Below are 18,275 nucleotides of genomic sequence, written 5' to 3' on the forward strand. Positions count from 1 at the left end.
TTCGAGCACTACAACGAGCAGCATCCACACAGCGCCTTGAACTATCGCTCTCCGAGGGAGTTCAGGCGCTTAGCGGCAGCATCAATTTAACGGGGAGTTGGTGTCCGGTTTGGTAGGGGCAAGTCCATAGACTTGCTTCCATATGGACCGGCATGAGTCGCCTGAAAAGTCACCCCTTTCTCAGCCAGGTCCCTAATAAAGAATTCATTACTCAACGTATTTTTCTCGGCCAGTCGTCTGGCCATTGTTGAGCTTTCCAACCCGATTCGATCAACAGGTCGCGGACCTGTGAGCGGGTCGCGGGCTCGTCCGCACCAATGGTGTATTTACTATCTTCACACCGCACCCAAGTCTCACCGACTACCCACAGAACGGAGGGTTCGCTAACAGCTCAGTCAGGCTCTGTGCTTCAGTTAGCTTGGCCAATGCGGTTCCATTCGCCCATGAAAGCTCTCTCTCACTGTAAGCACCGATGAGTCCCACCCCGACTTTGTTTCTGTCGGCTTGCTTGAATGGAACACCATCGGGATTGCGGTCGCAGACCACGACCCACTTCGGCTCCAAATCTTTCTCAACCGTGAGCCGAACGGTTAAAACACTTTCTAGGTGGTCATCCGGCTCATCCGTGAGCGTCAGTGCAGCTGCGTCCCACCCCCGAAGGTACTGCCCGTACTTGTTAAGCGCGCAGAATTCCTCAATGAGGCTGCCGATCGTGACTTCGATGACAATGGAATTCTCAACTTTACATTGATGGAAATCCGAGTCGCTGAGAGTGAGATTCCATTGGGGGTAGAACGTATATCGGATTGCTTCCAAGATGGTTGACTTAGAGGAATCGCCTTTCCCTATGAGGCAGAAGATGTCAACTGCTGGAAGGCTCCAGTAAAGCTCCTTCACCCCACGAAAGTTCTTAATCGTTATTTTTCTAATTTTCACCGAGCAACGTCCTCCATAACTTCACCTACGAAAAATGGCAAACTCTTGATGTCACGATCCGACTCGCTTTCTTAGGCTCAGAAAGGAACGGCCATCCTAGTGAGCTGGTTCGCACTGTAGTGCGTATTGCCATCCCGACGCTGCGCACTGATTTTTAAACTTCATCAGTCCGACTGGAAACGAACAAGAGTGAGTCGAAATCGAAACCTCGGAAGGCTAACCGGCACTTGGGGTGCAGAACCTCCAAACATAAATGGCCGTCATGGCCTAGCCTCCACTTCAGACGAGCTCAAAATGAAAGGTTACTATGGAATTGCAATTGTGCAGATTGGATACCACTCACTCGTTACACGCGTAAAAAACATAAAAAAAGTTAAATTAGGTAAGTGACTGATTTATGGAAGATAAAACACATGTAACTGTTAGTAAGGCTCCGGAAGTAACGAGTACAGCTATTTGCCCTTGCGGCAGCGGCAATCTGCTGGATGCCTGCTGCGGTCACTATCACGCCGGCCTCCCGGCGCCGAGCGCCGAAGCCTTGATGCGCTCGCGTTACAGCGCCTATGTGCTGGGGCTGATCGACTATCTGGTGGCGACCACCCTGCCCGTCCAGCAATCGGGCCTTGATCGTCAGTCGATCAGCGCCTGGAGCGCACAAAGCACTTGGCTGGGCCTCGACGTCGAAAACTCGGAAGTCTTCGGCGGCCAGCCGGAACATGCCTTCGTCACCTTCACCGCACGCTGGCATGACAGCCAGGGCGAACACAGTCACCGCGAGCGCTCCTCGTTTGTACAGAACGCCGGGCGCTGGTACTTCATCGACCCGACTGTGCAATTGAAGCTGGGCCGTAATGACAGTTGCCCATGCGCCAGCGGGCAGAAGTTTAAAAAGTGCTGCGCGGGGTATTTCGGCGCGTAAATCCGCTGGCGACTAGACTGAGGCGAAAGGGAGTTTTACGCGATGCTCAGTCAACGGCGCACATTTCAGGCTTTATCTCTGATGCTGATCCTGAACCTGGGCGGTTGCGCCTCGTGGTTCAGTGATGTCAGCGTCGACCCCACCGTGCATCTGGTCAAAGTCGAAGTGGTGCGCGCCAGGTTACTTGAGCAGAAATTCATCCTGCACTTTCGCATCGACAACCCCAACAGCAGTGACTTGACCGTGCGCGGCCTGGAATACCGCATCCATTTGGCTGACATGCTGCTGACCGAGGGTGCGTATGAACGCTGGATCACTGTCGGGGCCAAACACAGCGCTTTCTACAAAGTGCCGATTCGCACCAACCTGTGGCCTCAGGTCAAAGAGGTGGTGAAAATGCTGAAAAGGCCGAACCAGCAGATTCCTTACCGACTGCAGGGCGACATGGAAACCGGTTTATTCATCGCCCACTACGTGCACCTTGAGCGCAATGGCGTGATAATCCCCGCCGATTTAATTCCGGAGCAACACCGATGACTCAGCAACCTCATGTCCATGGCCCTGACTGCAACCACGATCATGACCATCACCACGATCACGACCATGGCCATGTCCACGGCCCGAACTGCGGCCACGCCCACCAGGAACCGGTGCGCAACGCCCTGAAAGACGTCGGCCGCAACGACCCTTGCCCATGCGGCAACGGTAAGAAATTCAAGAAGTGCCACGGCGCTTGATGCCTCGGGCGCAGATCTTCTTTGCCTGAAAGTCGCCATCGCGAGCAGGCTCACGCCTACAGGTTAATCAACGTCAGTCGCCATTTTTGTTTGCATCGCGATCCTTGTGGGAGCGGGCTTGCCAGCTCCCACAGGTTTCTCAGGCGATAGCCAGAATCCGGCCTGAACTGACCACCGTCGCATACTCCCCATCCAGATTCCCCAGCGACATCGCGTGTACCTCCTGGGCTGAACGCGGCGTACCGAAATAATCGGCCTTGTCGAAGGTGAAACACGCATCCTCCGCGACCCACGCCTCGAACCCCAGATTGCCCCCCGTGCGCGTGGTGGATTCCACCGAGTTGTTGGTCGCCACGCCAACGATGATCACCTGTGCGATCCGCGCTTCACGCAACCGCGCCTCCAGCCCCGTGCCACAAAATGCATCCGGGACCTGTTTCTGAATCAGCCACTCGCCGTCCTGCGGCATAAACCTTGCCTGAAACTCCACTCCGGACTGCTCGGGCCAGAACACTGATTCCGGCGAGCGCGACAAGTGCTGCACATGAATCACCGGTCGCCCACTGCTACGCCAAATGCCCAGCAAATCAAGGATTCGCGCTTCAGCGTCAGGATTATTGCGCCGCCCCAAGCGCGGATGCAGGATGCCTTTTTGCTGGTCGATGATGATCAGTGCGGCGTTGGCCTGAAGCTCCATGGCGATTTCTCTCACGCGGTTCATTGAATAATGTGCACTTGAGCATCCCCCCCTTCCTCAAAGCAAGCGATCGAACGCACACGGGACGACCTGATGCCGGGGTTTACCGTCCGCCATAAATCTGGAAATAACCCCCGCCCCCGCTTGCGCGGCATCCTCCTGCTCACTAACGTAGCGCCTTTACTGACGCTACCCCCCGCAGGAGCTTTGCCATGGCCTCGCCAGCCCTTACACATTTTCTTCCCCGGTTCGGCGTTGCCGCAGCAGTGGCCAGTGTTTTGGGCCTGTCCGGTTGCCATACCTGGAACGCTCAGGACAGCCTCCCACCCACCTCCGGCGTGCAACCGCTCAAGGGGCTGGCGCAGAACGTTTCGGTGCGGCGCAATGCCATGGGCATGCCGTTGATCGAAAGCAACAGCTTCCATGACGCGCTGTTCAGCCTCGGCTACGTGCATGCCAGCGATCGCATCAACCAAATGGTCACGCTGCGTCTGTTGGCTCAGGGCCGTCTGGCGGAAATGTCTGGCGCCTCGATGCTGGATGCCGACCGCTACATGCGCGCCGTCAACCTGAAGAAAAGTGCCGGCGAGTTGTATAAAGCCTCGTCGCCACGGCTCAAGCGTTTCTTCGAAGTCTATGCCCGGGGCGTCAACGCCTACCTGTTCCGCTACGCCGACAAATTGCCGGGGGATCTCGCCTCCAGCGGTTACAAGCCTGAATACTGGAAACCGGAAGATTCGGCGCTGATTTTTGCACTGCTGAACTTCAGCCAGTCGGCCAATCTGCCGCAAGAGATCTCGTCGCTGGTCCTGGCGCAAACCATGACCACCGACAAACTTGCCTGGCTGACCCCCTCCGCACCAGACGAGAACCTGCCGCTGGCTGAAGCCGACAAGCTCAAAGGGCTCAAGCTCAACGGGCAAATACCGGGCCTGAACGAACTGAGTAACACCAGCCAGCAGCTATCGGCACTGAACCTGCTCGGCGCCACCTCTTCGAACAACTGGGCAATGGCCCCGCAACGCAGCCGCAGCGGCAAAAGCCTGCTGGCCAGCGACAGCCACGGTCCGCTGGCCGCGCCGTCGTTGTGGACCTTTGTACAGATCCGCGCGCCGAAATATCAGGCCGCCGGCGTCACCGTCGCCGGTTTGCCGATGGTCCTCGGGGGCTTCAACGGCAAAGTGGCGTGGAGCCTGAGCAGCGTGCTCGGCGACAACCAGGACCTGTTTCTGGAAAAGATCCGCCGCCAGGGCAGCAGCCTGACCTACGAGGTCAACGGCAAATGGCAGCCGCTGGGCGTGCGCAACGAAACCTACTTCGTCAAAGGCCAGCGGCCGATTCGCGAAGCAGTGTACGAAACCCGTCACGGTGCCCTGCTCAATAGCGCTCAGGCGGCGGCACAAGGCAACGGTTTTGGCCTGGCCTTGCAGACGCCGAGTTTTACCGACGACAAATCCCTGGACGCGTTTTTTGACCTGAGCCGTGCGCAGAATGTTGAGCGCGCCTCGGACGCGAGCCGGGAAATCCGCGCGATCGCCCTGAATCTGGTGTTCGCCGACGCCAGTAACATCGGCTGGCAAGTCACCGGGCGTTTCCCCAACCGTCGTGAAGGCGAAGGCCTGCTGCCATCGCCGGGCTGGGAAGGCCGTTACGATTGGGACGGTTACGCCGACCCCATGCTACATCCCTATGATCAGGATCCGGCACAGGGCTGGCTCGGCACCGCCAACCAGCGTGTCATCCCCCACGGTTACGGCATGCAGTTGTCCAACTCCTGGGCCGCGCCGGAGCGTGGCGAACGCTTGGCCGAACTGGCCGGCAGCGGCAAACACGACAGTCGCAGCGTGATTGCCATGCAATACGACCAGACCACCACGTTCGCCGCCAAGCTGAAAAAGGTATTCGAAGCACCGGGCATGAAACAATCGCTGAAACAGGCCATCGACGCTTTGCCGCCGATTGAACGCGGCAAGGCCCGCGAAGCCTTTAGCCGGTTGATGGCGTTCGACGGCAAGCTCAGCCCGACGTCCGCCGACGCGGCGATCTACGAACTGTTCCTGCAAGAAAGCATGAAACAGATCTTCCTCGACGAACTCGGCCCCGAGTCCAGCCCGGCGTGGAAAGCGTTTATTGCCAATGGCAACTTATCCTACACAGCCCAGGCTGATCATCTGCTGGGACGCGAGGACAGTCCGTTCTGGGATGACATTCGCACGGCGCAGAAAGAGGATAAAGCGCTGATTCTCGCCCGCAGCCTGGCCGCAGCGATTACCGCCGGCGACAGTCTGTTGGGTGGCGATCACAAGGCTTGGCAGTGGGGCAAACTGCACAGCTACGCGTGGAAGAATGCCGATGGCCAGACCGTTCGTGGGCCGCTGGCGGCGGGCGGCGATCACACGACGTTGAACACGGCGGCGTTTAACTGGGGGCAGGACTTCAACACGACCCATGCGCCGTCGATGCGGTTTATCGTCGACTTCGGCCAGACCGAACCTCTGATGGGGCAAAACGGTACGGGCCAGTCGGGCAATCCGGTCAGCCCGAATTACCTCAACGGGATTGATGCATGGCTCAAGGGCCAGTACATCGGTTTGCCGATGCAACCGCAGAACTTTGAGCGGGTTTACGGCAAGACGCGCTTGACCCTTACGCCGGGTAAATAAAACGCCGTCCCTCTGTGGCGGGCTTGCTCGCGAAAGCGCTGTGTCATTACGAAATATCTCGACTGACACGACACCCTCGCGAACAAGCCCACATTGGCTTTGTCCCCACGCACTGAAAAATCCATAGAACTTCTGAGCACGCCCAAACCTCATAGCTAACAAGCCCTCCATTCTGGTAACGACATGGATCTTGTTATCGCCCGCCCTGAAGGTTTGTACTGCCCCGCCGGGGATTTTTACATTGACCCGTGGCGGCCGGTCGAACGCTCGGTGATCACCCATGCCCATGGCGATCACGCCCGCACCGGCAACCAGCATTACCTGGCCAGCAGCGCCAGCGAAGGCATCCTGCGCGCCCGCCTCGGCCAGGACATCCACTTGCAAACCCTGGCTTACGGTCAGCGCCTGACTCATCACGGCGTCACATTGAGCTTTCATCCGGCTGGCCACGTACTCGGCTCGGCTCAGATACGTCTGGAATACGGCGGCGAAGTCTGGGTCGCGTCGGGCGATTACAAGATCGAGCCGGACGGCACCTGCCAGCCATTCGAACCGGTGCGCTGCCACACGTTCATCACCGAATCGACCTTCGGCCTGCCGATCTACCGCTGGCAGCCGCAGGCACAGGTGTTAAGCGAGATCAATCAATGGTGGTCGGCCAACATCGCCGCCGGCAAAGCCAGCGTGTTGTTTTGTTACTCATTCGGCAAAGCCCAACGGATTCTCCATGGCATCGATGAAACACTCGGCCCGATCCTCAGCCACGGCGCTGTGGAGCCGCTGAACCGGGTTTACCGCGACGCTGGCGTGTACCTGCCGCCGACGATCTATGCCGGCGACCTGAAAAAGAACGACCCGATCATGCGCCAGGCCTTGGTCATTGCTCCGCCCTCGGCTGGAGGCAGCAGTTGGATGCGGCGTTTCGGTGAATTCAGCGACGGTTTCGCCAGCGGCTGGATGCGTCTGCGCGGCCCCCGCCGACGGCGCGGGGTCGATCGCGGTTTCGTGCTGTCCGATCACGCCGATTGGCCCGGCCTGCTCTGGGCGATCAATCAGACCGGCGCCGAACGGGTGATGGTTACCCACGGCTCGATAGGCGTCCTGGTGCGCCATCTGCGTGAACAAGGTCTGGATGCTCAAGGCTTCAACACCGAATACGGCGATGACGAAGACGAAAACATCACCGTCGAACCGACCATTGCCGAGACGTCTGCATGAAAGCCTTCGCCGAGTTGTACGCCGAGCTCGACGCGACCACGTCGAGCAACGCCAAACTGGCGGCAATGCAAGCCTACTTCGCCCAGGCAGCACCGCAAGATGCGGCGTGGGCGGTGTACTTCCTCTGCGGCGGACGCCCTCGGCAACTGGTCCCGGTGCGCATCCTGCGTGAACGTGCGGTCGGGGTGTCCGGCCTGGAACCCTGGCTGTTCGAGGAAAGCTATCAATCGGTAGGCGATCTGGCGGAAACCATTTCGCTGGTGCTTCCGGAAAATCCGCACAACTCCGATGCCGGCCTCGCGCAATGGATCGAGGACAAATTGCTGCCGCTGCGCGGTGAAACCCCGGATTACCTGTCCAAGCAACTGCCGGCGCTGTGGGCGCAACTGGATCGACCGAGCCTGATGTTGTGCATCAAGTTGATCACCGGCAGTTTGCGCGTCGGCGTGTCGAAATTGTTGGTGACACGGGCGTTGGCCTCAATGGCCGGCCTGGACAGCAAGCGCATAGCGCAACGCCTGGTCGGTTACACCGATCAGTCCAACCGACCGAACGCCGCCAGCTATCTGAAATTGATCGCGCCAGAATCTGCCGATGAACATGCCCAGCGCGGCGGTCAGCCGTACCCGTTTTTTCTTGCTCATGCTTTGTCGCAACCGGTTGAAGCGTTTGAAGGGCTGATCGGGCCTGCCAGTCATTGGCAAGTGGAATGGAAGTGGGACGGCATTCGTGCGCAAGTGATCAAGCGTGACAGCCGCTTGTGGGTCTGGTCGCGGGGCGAAGAGTTGGTGACTGAGCGCTTCCCCGAACTTGATGCGCTGGTACACGGCCTGCCCGATGGCACAGTGATCGATGGCGAAATCGTGGTGTGGAAAAGCACCCACCCGAGCACTGAAGACGCCTTCGATCCGCAATCGCCAGAGCCGCCAGCGGTGCAACCGTTCGCCCTGCTGCAACAGCGGATCGGCCGCAAAAACCTTGACCGGAAAATTCTCCAGGAGGTGCCGGTGGTGGTGCTTGCCTACGACCTGCTTGAATGGCAGGGCGAAGACTGGCGCAACCAGCCGCAAGCCAAGCGCCGCGCCCAATTGGAAGAGGTCATTGCGCGCTGCAACAGCCCGGTGTTGCTCGCCTCGCCGGTGCTGACCGGCACCGATTGGTCTGACCTCGCCCGCCAGCGCGAAGCCTCCCGCCGATTAGGTGTCGAGGGCATGATGCTCAAGGCACGCGACGGCTTGTATGGCATCGGCCGCACCAAGGACATGGGCGTTTGGTGGAAATGGAAGGTCGATCCGTTCAGTGTCGATGCGGTGTTGATCTACGCACAGCGCGGTCACGGGCGGCGCGCCAGCCTCTACAGCGATTACACCTTTGCCGTGTGGGACGGGCCGCCGGAGTCGAGTCAACGTACATTGGTACCGTTCGCCAAGGCCTATTCCGGGCTGACCGACGCAGAGATGCGCGAAGTCGACAGCATCGTACGCAAGACCACCGTGGAAAAGTTCGGCCCGGTCAGCAGCGTCAAGCCGAGCCTGGTATTTGAACTGGGTTTCGAAGGGATCGCCCTGTCGCGACGGCATAAAAGCGGGATTGCGGTGCGGTTCCCAAGGATGCTGCGCTGGCGCCAGGACAAAACCGTAGAAGAAGCGGACAGTCTGGCAACACTGCAAGATCTGCTGGCCTGACTGGATCAGTACCACGCCGCGCGTCGACGCCATTTGAACTGATTTGGTGCAAGGTATTTACGGTGCCCGTTTCTGTGCACCAATCACTCTCTCCTCTCCCTTCCCCAACCTTTTAAAACACTTGTTCGGGACTGTGGTTCGGAAATTGCTACTTTTAATGGGTCGTACGCGTTCCAGTAACAATAATTCTGCGCCACAAGCGCTCATATTGGTTCTTAGGGATTGAATAATGAAAAAAGCATTGCTGACCCTTTCTGCACTGGCGTTGTGCATGGCCGCCGGCTCCGCGCTGGCCAAGGAATACAAAGAGTTGCGCTTTGGCGTTGACCCTTCGTACGCACCGTTTGAGTCGAAAGCGGCCGACGGCAGCCTGGTGGGCTTCGACATCGACCTGGGCAACGCGATCTGCGCCGAACTGAAGGTCAAGTGCAAGTGGGTCGAAAGTGACTTCGACGGCATGATTCCGGGCCTCAAGGCCAATAAATTCGACGGTGTGATCTCGTCGATGACCGTGACCCCGGCCCGTGAAAAAGTCATCGACTTCTCCAGCGAACTGTTCTCCGGTCCGACCGCTTATGTGTTCAAGAAAGGTTCTGGCGTCACAGCAGACGTGGCGTCCCTGAAGGGCAAAACCGTGGGCTACGAGCAAGGCACCATTCAGGAAGCCTATGCCAAAGCCGTTCTGGACAAGGCAGGCGTGAAAACCCAGGCCTATCAAAACCAGGATCAGGTGTATTCCGACCTGACGTCCGGCCGTCTCGACGCTGGCATCCAGGACATGCTGCAAGCCGAACTGGGCTTTTTGAAGTCGCCACAGGGCGCCGATTATGACGTCAGCAAGCCAGTGGACAGCGAATTGCTGCCAGCCAAAACTGCTGTCGGTATTAAGAAAGGTAACACTGCGCTGAAGGCACTTTTGGATAAAGGTATCAAAGCGTTACACGATGATGGCACCTACGCCACCATCCAGAAGAAACACTTTGGCGATCTGAATCTGTACAGCGGCAAATAACACCCCGGCGCCCATCACTCGATGGGCGCCTTTTCCACCCGCTCAGGTTGCTGATTTATGTTTGAAACCCTCTTACAAAATCTGGGGCTCTCTGCCTTCAGCCTCAAGGGCTTCGGTCCTTTGCTGATGGAAGGCACCTGGATGACCATCAAATTATCGGCGATGTCGCTGCTGGTGGCCGTGCTGCTCGGTCTGATCGGCGCCAGTGCCAAGCTGTCAAAAGTCAAACTGGTGCGCCTGCCCGCCCAGCTCTACACCACGCTCATTCGCGGGGTGCCCGACCTGGTGCTGATGCTGCTGATTTTCTACAGCCTGCAAACCTGGTTGACCCTGCTCACCGACTACCTGGAATGGGATTACATCGAGATTGACCCGTTCAGCGCCGGGGTCCTGACCCTGGGCTTCATTTATGGCGCGTATTTCACTGAGACCTTCCGTGGCGCAATCCTCGCGGTGCCACGCGGCCAGGTTGAAGCGGCCACCGCCTATGGCCTCAAACGCGGCCAGCGTTTTCGCCTGGTGGTGTTCCCGCAGATGATGCGCTTCGCCCTGCCCGGCATCGGCAACAACTGGATGGTGATGCTCAAGGCCACCGCGCTGGTGTCGATCATCGGCTTGGCCGATTTGGTCAAAGCCGCGCAGGACGCCGGCAAAAGCACCTATCAACTGTTCTACTTTCTGGTACTCGCCGCGTTGATCTATCTGCTGATCACCAGCGCCTCGAACATCATCCTGCGCAGGCTCGAACGCCGTTATGCCGCCGGCTCCCGGGAGGCCGTACGATGATCGAACTTCTACAGCAATACTGGAAACCCTTCCTTTATACCGACGGCAACAACATCACCGGGCTGGCGATGACGATGTGGCTGCTCAGCGCCTCGATCTTCATCGGATTCTTCGCATCCATTCCGCTGTCGATCGCTCGGGTCTCCACGCACTTCTACATCCGCTGGCCCGTGCAGTTCTACACCTACCTGTTCCGGGGTACGCCGCTGTATATCCAGTTGCTGATTTGCTACACCGGCATCTACAGCCTGGCCGCCGTGCGCGCGCAGCCGATTCTCGACAGCTTCTTTCGCGATGCGATGAACTGCACCATTCTGGCCTTTGCCCTGAACACTTGCGCCTACACCACGGAGATTTTCGCCGGGGCGATTCGCAGCATGAACCACGGCGAAGTCGAAGCGGCCAAAGCTTACGGGCTGACAGGGTGGAAGCTGTATGCCTACGTGATCATGCCCTCGGCGCTACGCCGCTCGTTGCCTTATTACAGCAACGAAGTGATCCTGATGCTGCACTCGACCACCGTGGCCTTCACCGCGACCGTCCCTGACATTTTGAAAGTGGCCCGGGACGCCAACTCGGCGACCTTCCTGACGTTTCAGTCGTTCGGCATCGCCGCGCTGATCTACCTGACCATTACTTTCGCGCTGGTCGGCCTGTTCCGCCTCGCCGAACGCCGATGGCTGGCCTTCCTCGGGCCGACCCACTAGGACTTAGCTCAAATGCGCCACCAGATACATGACTTGCTGGCCCCGCTGCCGGGGACCGCACGACAGATTCACAGTTTTCACTTCGGCCCGGAGCAGGCCAAAGGCAAGGTCTACATCCAGTCTTCGCTGCACGCCGACGAATTGCCCGGGATGCTCGTGGCCTGGCACCTCAAGCAGCGCCTGAAGGAGCTCGAAGCCGCCGGGCGCCTGCGCAGCGAAATCGTGCTGGTGCCGGTGGCCAACCCGGTTGGCCTCGAACAAGTGCTGATGGACGTGCCGCTGGGCCGCTACGAGCTGGAGAGCGGGCAGAACTTCAACCGCTGGTTCGTCGACCTGAGCGAAGAAATCGGCAACGACATCGAGGCCAGACTGAGCGACGACCCGCAGCGCAACCTCGAGCTGATCCGCGCCAGCCTGCGCAGCGCCCTCGCCCGCCAGACCGCCAGTACGCAACTGCAATCCCAACGCCTGATCCTGCAACGGCTGGCTTGCGATGCGGACATGGTGCTCGACCTGCATTGCGACTTCGAATCGGTGGTTCACCTCTACACCACGCCCGAAGCGTGGCCGCAGGTCGAGCCTCTGGCGCGTTACATCGAATCCCAGGCCAGTCTGTTGGCCACCGATTCCGGCGGTCAGTCGTTCGATGAATGCTTCACCCTGCTCTGGTGGCAACTCAAAGAACGTTTCGGCGAACACTTCAAGATTCCGCTGGGCAGTTTCTCGGTGACCGTGGAGTTGCGCGGCCAGGGTGATGTCAATCACCCGATGGCCAGCCGCGACTGCCAGGCGCTGCTCGATTATCTGGTGCAGTTCGATGCGATCGTTGGCGAAACCAAGCCGCAGCCGCCACTGCCGTTCCCCGCCACGCCGCTGGCCGGGGTGGAACCGGTGATCACGCCAGTCGGCGGCCTGTTGGTGTATTGCGCCACTGCGGGGCAATACCTGGAGGCTGGTCAGCAGATCGCCGAAATCATTGACCCGATCAACGACCGGGTCACGCCCATTCATTGCACCATTGCCGGTTTGATGTACGCCCGCTCATTGCGGCGCATGGCCACGGCCGGCATGGTGATCGCCCACGTCGCGGGCGCTGAAGCCTATCGCAGCGGCTACCTACTTTCGCCTTGAGGATGTCTGTCCCATGTACAAACTGACCGTTGAAAACCTGCACAAAAGCTATGGCGACCATCAGGTGCTCAAAGGCGTTTCGCTCAAGGCCAGGACTGGCGACGTGATCAGCCTGATCGGCGCCAGCGGCTCGGGCAAAAGTACCTTTTTGCGCTGTATCAATTTTCTCGAACAACCCAATCAAGTCGCGATGAGTCTCGACGACCAAGCGATTGCCATGGTCACCGACCACCATGGCGTGCATGTGGCTGATGCCAATGAACTGCAACGCCTGCGCACGCGCCTGGCGATGGTGTTCCAGCATTTCAACCTGTGGAGCCACATGACCGTGCTGGAAAACATCACCATGGCCCCGCGCCGGGTGCTGGGCTGCAGCAAACAGGAAGCCGAAGACCGTGCCCGACGTTATCTGGACAAGGTCGGCCTGCCAGCGCGGGTGGCGGATCAGTACCCGGCGTTTCTGTCGGGCGGCCAGCAACAGCGTGTGGCGATTGCCCGCGCGCTGGCGATGGAGCCGGAAGTCATGCTGTTCGATGAACCGACCTCGGCGCTGGATCCGGAACTGGTGGGCGAGGTGCTGAAGGTGATTCAGGGGCTGGCTGAAGAAGGCCGGACCATGATCATGGTGACCCACGAAATGAGCTTCGCCCGCAAAGTATCCAGTCAGGTCCTGTTTTTGCACCAAGGACTGGTCGAAGAGGAAGGCGCGCCTGAAGACGTGCTGGGCAATCCGAAAAGCGAGCGCCTCCAACAATTCCTCAGCGGCAACCTCAAATAATTTGCACACATAAAACCTGCGGGAGCGAGCCTGCTCGCGAAAGCGATCTGTCAGCCAACGATGATGTTGAATGTGGCGACGTCTTCGCGAGCAAGCTCGCCCCCACAAGGGTATTGAGCTACTGACGAAATTAAACTTGTTAGCGGGCACCGCGGTCACTGGAATAACCCCTCCAGAGTGCGCGCAGCCCGCATGGCGAAATCCCCCGACCTCGCAAAAACCTGGTTCAGCGCCCGACACTGGAAGCCCTTCGCGTTCCAGAAACAGGTGTGGGCCGCTGTCAAAAACGGCGAATCCGGTTTGCTCCATGCCAGCACCGGCGCCGGTAAAACCTATGCCGTGTGGTTTGCGGCACTCAATCGTTTCGCCAGATCCGCGCCAACCGTCGAAACATCGCGCAAACGCAAACCGCTGGCCGAACCGCTGACCGTGCTGTGGATCACGCCAATGCGCGCCCTCGCCGCCGACACTGCGCGCGCCCTGCAAATGCCTGTCGATGATTTACACATTCCCTGGAGCATCGGCCTGCGCACAGGCGACACCGCCAGCAGCGAACGGGCCCGTCAGAGTCGACGCCTGCCCACCACGCTGATCACCACACCTGAGAGCCTGACGCTGATGCTCGCCCGCGCTGACGCACAAACTGCGCTCTCAACCCTGCGTATGCTGGTTGTCGACGAATGGCACGAACTACTCGGTAACAAACGCGGCGTGCAATTGCAATTGGCCCTCGCCCGCCTGCGCCACTGGCAAGCCGACCTGATCGTCTGGGGCGTCTCCGCCACGCTGGGTAATCAATCCCACGCCGAACAGGTGCTGATCCCACAGGGCGGTGGCGTGAGTATTCAGGGCCAGAGCGAAAAATCCCTGACAGTCGACACCCTCCTCCCCCCGACCATCGAACGTTTTCCATGGGCCGGGCATCTCGGTCTGAAGATGCTGCCGCAAGTGGTCGCCGAACTCGACGCCTGCGCCAGCAGCCTGGTGTTCACCAACACCCGGGCGCAGTCGGAAATCTGGTATCAGGCGTTGCTTGAGGCGCGCCCGGACTGGGCCGGGTTGATCGCTTTGCACCATAGTTCGCTGTCCCGCGATACCCGCGACTGGGTTGAGCAGGCGCTCAAGGACGGGCAACTCAAAGCCGTGGTGTGTACCTCAAGCCTGGATCTGGGCGTGGACTTCCTGCCGGTAGAGCGCGTGCTGCAAATCGGCTCAGCCAAGGGCGTGGCACGTCTGATGCAGCGCGCCGGGCGATCTGGCCACGCACCGGGGCGCACTTCACGAGTAACGCTGGTGCCGACGCACAGCCTTGAACTGATCGAGGCCGCCGCCGCTCGCGATGCCGTGGAGCAAAGACAAATTGAACCACGATGGTCGCCGCATCAACCGCTGGATGTGCTGGTGCAGCATGTGGTCAGCATGGCACTGGGGGGCGGATTTATACCCGAAGCGTTGTACGAAGAAGTCCGTGGCGCTTGGGCTTATCGCGACCTCACACCCGTCGATTGGGCATGGGCGCTGGCTTTCGTACGCCATGGCGGCATGTCTCTGACGGCTTATCCGGATTACCGCCGGGTCGAACCGGATGAGCATGGTGTCTGGCGCGTGCCCGATGCGCGACTGGCGCGGCGGCACCGCATGAGCATCGGCACCATCGTCAGCGACGCGAGCATGCAGTTGAAGTTCTGGAGCAAGGGCGGCGCAGGCAAGCCATTGGGCAGCGTCGAAGAAGGCTTCATTGCCCGCCTTAAACCGGGTGATGGTTTTCTGTTCGCTGCACGTTTGCTGGAACTGGTGCGCGTGGAAAACATGACCGCTTACGTCAAACGCAGCGCCGCTAAAAAAGCCGCCGTACCACGCTGGAACGGCGGACGCATGCCGCTTTCCAGTGAACTGGCGCAAGCGGTGGTGACGCGCTTGAGCGCCGCCGCGCAAGGTGAGTTTGCCGGTCCGGAAATGCAGGCACTGCGCCCCCTGCTGGAAACGCAGGCGCGCGCCTCTGGCTTGCCCACGACCCACCACCTGCTGACCGAAGCGCTGAAATCCCGTGAAGGCTGGCACCTGTTTCTCTACCCGTTCGCCGGAAGACAAGTGCATCTGGGGCTTGCAAGCCTGCTGGCCTGGCGCGTCAGTCAGCGTCAGCCGCTGACATTCTCGATTGCCGTCAATGACTACGGGCTGGAATTGCTCAGCGCCACGCCGGTTGATTGGGCAGAACACCTGAACGAGGCGTTATTCACTTGCGATCATCTGTTAGCCGACGTTCTGGCCAGTCTCAACGCCGGAGAACTGGCCTTGCGGCGCTTTCGGGAAATCGCCCGGATCGCCGGACTGGTGTTCGCCGGTTTTCCAGGCGCACCGAAAAGTACCCGCCAGGTGCAAGCCTCCAGCGGATTATTCTTCGAAGTGTTCAAACAATATGACCGTGACAATCTGCTGCTGGCGCAAGCCGGGGAAGAAGTCCTGCGTGAAGAACTGGATATTCGCAGGCTGGAACAGACGCTGGAGCGCCTCCAAGGAATGAAACTGGACATGCACCGGATCAAACGCCCTACGCCCCTGGGGTTTCCCCTCTTGGTGGAACGTATGCGCGAGCGCATGAGTTCGGAAAAACTCGCTGACCGTATCAGACGGATGGTCGGCGACCTGGAGCAATCTGCCGACACGGGCAAACGCTGATGAGTACGCTCTACCCTGTGCATCTGGCCGGTGAAGAACTCTGGCTATTGCCGGAAAAAGCCCTGTATTGGCCGGCACAACAGGCGCTGCTCATCGCCGATGTCCATTTTGGCAAGGCTGGCGCCTATCGCAGCCTCGGGCAGCCCGTTCCGCAAGGCACGACGGCGAGCAATATCGCGATGCTCGATCAACTGCTGAACCAGCATCCCTGTCGGCAACTCATTTTTCTGGGGGATTTCCTTCATGGTCCGGGCTCTCATTCGCCCGGCACATTGAACGCGCTGGCGCAATGGCGAGCTCGCCACGCGGATCTGCCGATGACGCTGATCCGTGGCAATCACGACAAACGTGCGGGCGATCCACCAGTGGCGCTTAACATCAGAGTGGTTGCAGAACCGATGCTGCTCGGGCCGTTTGCCTTGCAGCATGAACCGATTCCTCATCCGGAAAGACATGTGCTGGCCGGTCATGTACACCCGGTTTATCGGCTGCATGGCAAGGGCCGGCAGAGTTTGCGTTTGGCGTGTTTCAGCGTGGGCGAACGCGTCAGCTTGATGCCGGCGTTCGGCGCGTTCACCGGTGGTTATGCGATCAAACGAGATGACAACTGCAGGATATTTGTCATCGGTGATAACGAAGTATGGCCCGTCAGTTGAAGCCTTCGAGGACTTCAAATGAGGGGCCATCGCATGTGAGTTAGGCAACTGGCGCCGGTGGCGGCTCGTCGGGACGCGTCGGCTCACCCGGCTCGGTCGGTTGTTCGTTGGGGGTATCAGGATCGGGCTGACCGGGAATTCCCCCCGCCATGCTCAGGGTCGGGTGTGCCAACAAGGACCAGGCTAAAACGCCAACCTGATTGGGCTCAAGCCTTGCCAGTTCGGCAGTGATATGCGGATCGATCTTCATGGAACACTCCTCAGCGAAGGCCCGTTTTGCCAGAAACAAAAACGGGCAGTACACCCCATAGAGTGTCTGCCCGCCAAAGAATTCCCGACATCCGCCGGATGGACGATCAGGTACGCGGCAGAGTGACGCCACGCTGGCCCTGATACTTGCCGCCGCGATCCTTATAGGACACTTCACATTCCTCGTCGGACTCAAGGAACAGCATCTGCGCCACGCCTTCGTTGGCGTAGATTTTCGCCGGCAGGTTAGTGGTGTTGGAAAACTCCAGCGTCACGTGGCCCTCCCACTCCGGCTCAAGCGGCGTGACGTTGACGATGATCCCGCAGCGCGCGTAGGTGCTTTTACCCAGGCAGATGGTCAATACGTTGCGCGGAATGCGGAAGTATTCGACCGTGCTGGCCAGCGCGAAGGAGTTCGGTGGAATGATGCAGACATCGCTGTGGATATCGACAAAGCTGCCAGCGTCGAAGTTTTTCGGGTCGACGATGGCCGAATTGATGTTGGTGAACACCTTGAAGTGGCTGGTGCAACGCACATCGTAGCCGTAGCTCGACACACCGTAGGAGATCACCCGGCTGTCGTCGCTGCCGCGCATCTGGCGCTCGACGAACGGTTCGATCATGCCGTGTTCCTGCGCCATGCGGCGAATCCACTTGTCCGATTTGATGCTCATGGCGGGTGTCCTGAATAGCGAGGTGGAAAAATTCTGTCCGGCATCTTACCGGGCGCGCCGCCGGGTTCAAAGTGCGCGCTGCAATTCTCGCCGAACACGCTGAAAATACGGGTTCTGGAGACGAACTGTCGCACCGCTGATCCTTAAAACAGAGAAACCTTCGCAAGAAGCATTGGCACGTTCGGGAAAAAGGGTTAAGGTGGCGCCACTGTGCTGCTTGTGTCACTGAGAATCTCTACACGATATGTTGAATTTCGATCCAACCATCTACAAGAATTTTTCCTGCTCTTTGCACTCAGTCTCGGCCAGGGTTCTTCCTGCGTCGCAGTTATCTTTGTTCAAGGAGTTACACCATGTCTAATCGCCAAACCGGTACCGTTAAGTGGTTCAACGATGAAAAAGGCTTCGGCTTCATCACTCCACAATCCGGTGACGACCTGTTCGTTCACTTCAAAGCTATCCAATCCGACGGCTTCAAAAGCCTGAAAGAAGGCCAACAGGTTTCTTTCATCGCTACCCGCGGTCAGAAAGGCATGCAAGCTGAAGAAGTACAAGTTATCTAACTTGTAGCTTCTTTAGAAAAGAGCCCCGCCCTTAAAAGCGGGGCTTTTTTGTGGGCGCTGTCTCGTCCTGAATAAGGTTTACACCTTCTGGCTTCTTATCAGGAGGGGGCAATGGATACGGGCGCAAAACGTAGTCAACGCGATTACACGCTGACTTTTAAATTGTCGGTTGTCGACCAAGTCGA

General features: G+C 58.9%; 18 protein-coding genes. 14 read left to right on the forward strand and 4 right to left on the reverse strand.

All coding sequences use genetic code 11. From position 1 onward, the window contains the following. Positions 1-360 precede the first annotated feature (360 nt). The gene (locus tag AACY50_RS27860; protein WP_339539792.1) at positions 361-936 is read right to left on the reverse strand and encodes an ATP-dependent nuclease; all 576 of its coding nucleotides are present in this window, start codon (positions 934-936) and stop codon (positions 361-363) included. A gap of 397 nt (positions 937-1,333) precedes the next feature. Between AACY50_RS27860 and AACY50_RS27865 the strand changes: the two genes are divergently transcribed. From AACY50_RS27865 to AACY50_RS27875, 3 genes are read left to right on the forward strand one after another with little or no spacing between them, the layout of a single operon-like run. Further along, positions 1,334-1,855, forward strand: a complete 522-nt coding sequence (locus AACY50_RS27865; RefSeq protein WP_339539795.1) for a YchJ family protein — start codon at positions 1,334-1,336, stop codon at positions 1,853-1,855. A gap of 42 nt (positions 1,856-1,897) precedes the next feature. Next, positions 1,898-2,392 carry an LEA type 2 family protein gene (locus tag AACY50_RS27870; RefSeq protein WP_339430626.1) on the forward strand — a complete coding sequence of 165 codons (495 nt, stop codon included), beginning with the start codon at positions 1,898-1,900 and terminating at the stop codon, positions 2,390-2,392. Next, entirely contained in the window at positions 2,389-2,592 is a 204-nt protein-coding gene (locus AACY50_RS27875) for an SEC-C metal-binding domain-containing protein (protein ID WP_003198420.1), read from the forward strand. Before AACY50_RS27870 ends, AACY50_RS27875 begins: the two co-directional genes overlap by 4 nt. A 139-nt stretch (positions 2,593-2,731) precedes the next feature. On the opposite strand, the gene AACY50_RS27880 is transcribed toward AACY50_RS27875, so the two are convergent. Next, entirely contained in the window at positions 2,732-3,289 is a 558-nt protein-coding gene (locus AACY50_RS27880; RefSeq protein ID WP_339539808.1) for a cysteine hydrolase family protein, read from the reverse strand. A 212-nt stretch (positions 3,290-3,501) separates the two neighbouring features. On the opposite strand from AACY50_RS27880, the gene AACY50_RS27885 reads away from it, so the two are divergent. The 10 genes from AACY50_RS27885 (at position 3,502) to pdeM (ending at position 16,604) form a co-directional block, all read left to right on the forward strand. Then, complete coding sequence (locus AACY50_RS27885) at positions 3,502-5,952, forward strand: penicillin acylase family protein (protein WP_339539799.1); 2,451 nt, start codon at positions 3,502-3,504, stop codon at positions 5,950-5,952. A gap of 183 nt (positions 5,953-6,135) precedes the next feature. Continuing rightward, positions 6,136-7,170 (forward strand): ligase-associated DNA damage response exonuclease, encoded by a 1,035-nt coding sequence (locus tag AACY50_RS27890; protein WP_339493710.1) that lies wholly within the window; start codon positions 6,136-6,138, stop codon positions 7,168-7,170. Next, positions 7,167-8,855, forward strand: a complete 1,689-nt coding sequence (locus tag AACY50_RS27895) for an ATP-dependent DNA ligase (protein WP_339430623.1) — start codon at positions 7,167-7,169, stop codon at positions 8,853-8,855. Before AACY50_RS27890 ends, AACY50_RS27895 begins: the two co-directional genes overlap by 4 nt. Before the next feature lie 229 nt (positions 8,856-9,084). Further along, positions 9,085-9,867, forward strand: a complete 783-nt coding sequence (locus AACY50_RS27900) for a transporter substrate-binding domain-containing protein (protein ID WP_221731456.1) — start codon at positions 9,085-9,087, stop codon at positions 9,865-9,867. 57 nt (positions 9,868-9,924) lie between these two features. Then, complete coding sequence (locus AACY50_RS27905; protein ID WP_339430622.1) at positions 9,925-10,653, forward strand: ABC transporter permease; 729 nt, start codon at positions 9,925-9,927, stop codon at positions 10,651-10,653. Beyond that, positions 10,650-11,360 carry an ABC transporter permease gene (locus AACY50_RS27910; protein WP_221731458.1) on the forward strand — a complete coding sequence of 237 codons (711 nt, stop codon included), beginning with the start codon at positions 10,650-10,652 and terminating at the stop codon, positions 11,358-11,360. Before AACY50_RS27905 ends, AACY50_RS27910 begins: the two co-directional genes overlap by 4 nt. Before the next feature lie 12 nt (positions 11,361-11,372). Then, on the forward strand, positions 11,373-12,491 hold the full coding sequence (locus tag AACY50_RS27915) for a succinylglutamate desuccinylase/aspartoacylase family protein (RefSeq protein WP_339464410.1): 1,119 nt from the start codon (positions 11,373-11,375) through the stop codon (positions 12,489-12,491). Positions 12,492-12,504: 13 nt separating this feature from the next. Next, positions 12,505-13,269, forward strand: a complete 765-nt coding sequence (locus AACY50_RS27920; protein ID WP_339430620.1) for an ABC transporter ATP-binding protein — start codon at positions 12,505-12,507, stop codon at positions 13,267-13,269. Between the two features lie 192 nt (positions 13,270-13,461). Further along, entirely contained in the window at positions 13,462-15,948 is a 2,487-nt protein-coding gene (locus AACY50_RS27925) for a ligase-associated DNA damage response DEXH box helicase (RefSeq protein ID WP_339539803.1), read from the forward strand. Continuing rightward, a complete protein-coding gene (gene pdeM, locus AACY50_RS27930; protein WP_339464408.1) occupies positions 15,948-16,604 on the forward strand; it encodes a ligase-associated DNA damage response endonuclease PdeM in 657 nt (218 codons plus the stop codon). Before AACY50_RS27925 ends, pdeM begins: the two co-directional genes overlap by 1 nt. A 40-nt stretch (positions 16,605-16,644) precedes the next feature. On the opposite strand, the gene AACY50_RS27935 is transcribed toward pdeM, so the two are convergent. Both AACY50_RS27935 and dcd read right to left on the reverse strand, forming a co-directional pair. Continuing rightward, positions 16,645-16,854: a hypothetical protein gene (locus AACY50_RS27935; protein WP_339430617.1), complete on the reverse strand. Its 210-nt coding sequence runs from the start codon at positions 16,852-16,854 to the stop codon at positions 16,645-16,647. 106 nt (positions 16,855-16,960) lie between these two features. Then, a complete protein-coding gene (gene dcd / locus AACY50_RS27940) occupies positions 16,961-17,527 on the reverse strand; it encodes a dCTP deaminase (protein ID WP_085724551.1) in 567 nt (188 codons plus the stop codon). Between the two features lie 353 nt (positions 17,528-17,880). On the opposite strand from dcd, the gene AACY50_RS27945 reads away from it, so the two are divergent. Continuing rightward, complete coding sequence (locus tag AACY50_RS27945; protein ID WP_002554837.1) at positions 17,881-18,090, forward strand: cold-shock protein; 210 nt, start codon at positions 17,881-17,883, stop codon at positions 18,088-18,090. Positions 18,091-18,275 lie beyond the last annotated feature (185 nt).

The sequence above is a fragment of the Pseudomonas sp. RA_15y_Pfl2_54 genome, assembly GCF_963971015.1.
GTDB classification, from domain to species: domain Bacteria; phylum Pseudomonadota; class Gammaproteobacteria; order Pseudomonadales; family Pseudomonadaceae; genus Aquipseudomonas; species Aquipseudomonas baetica_A.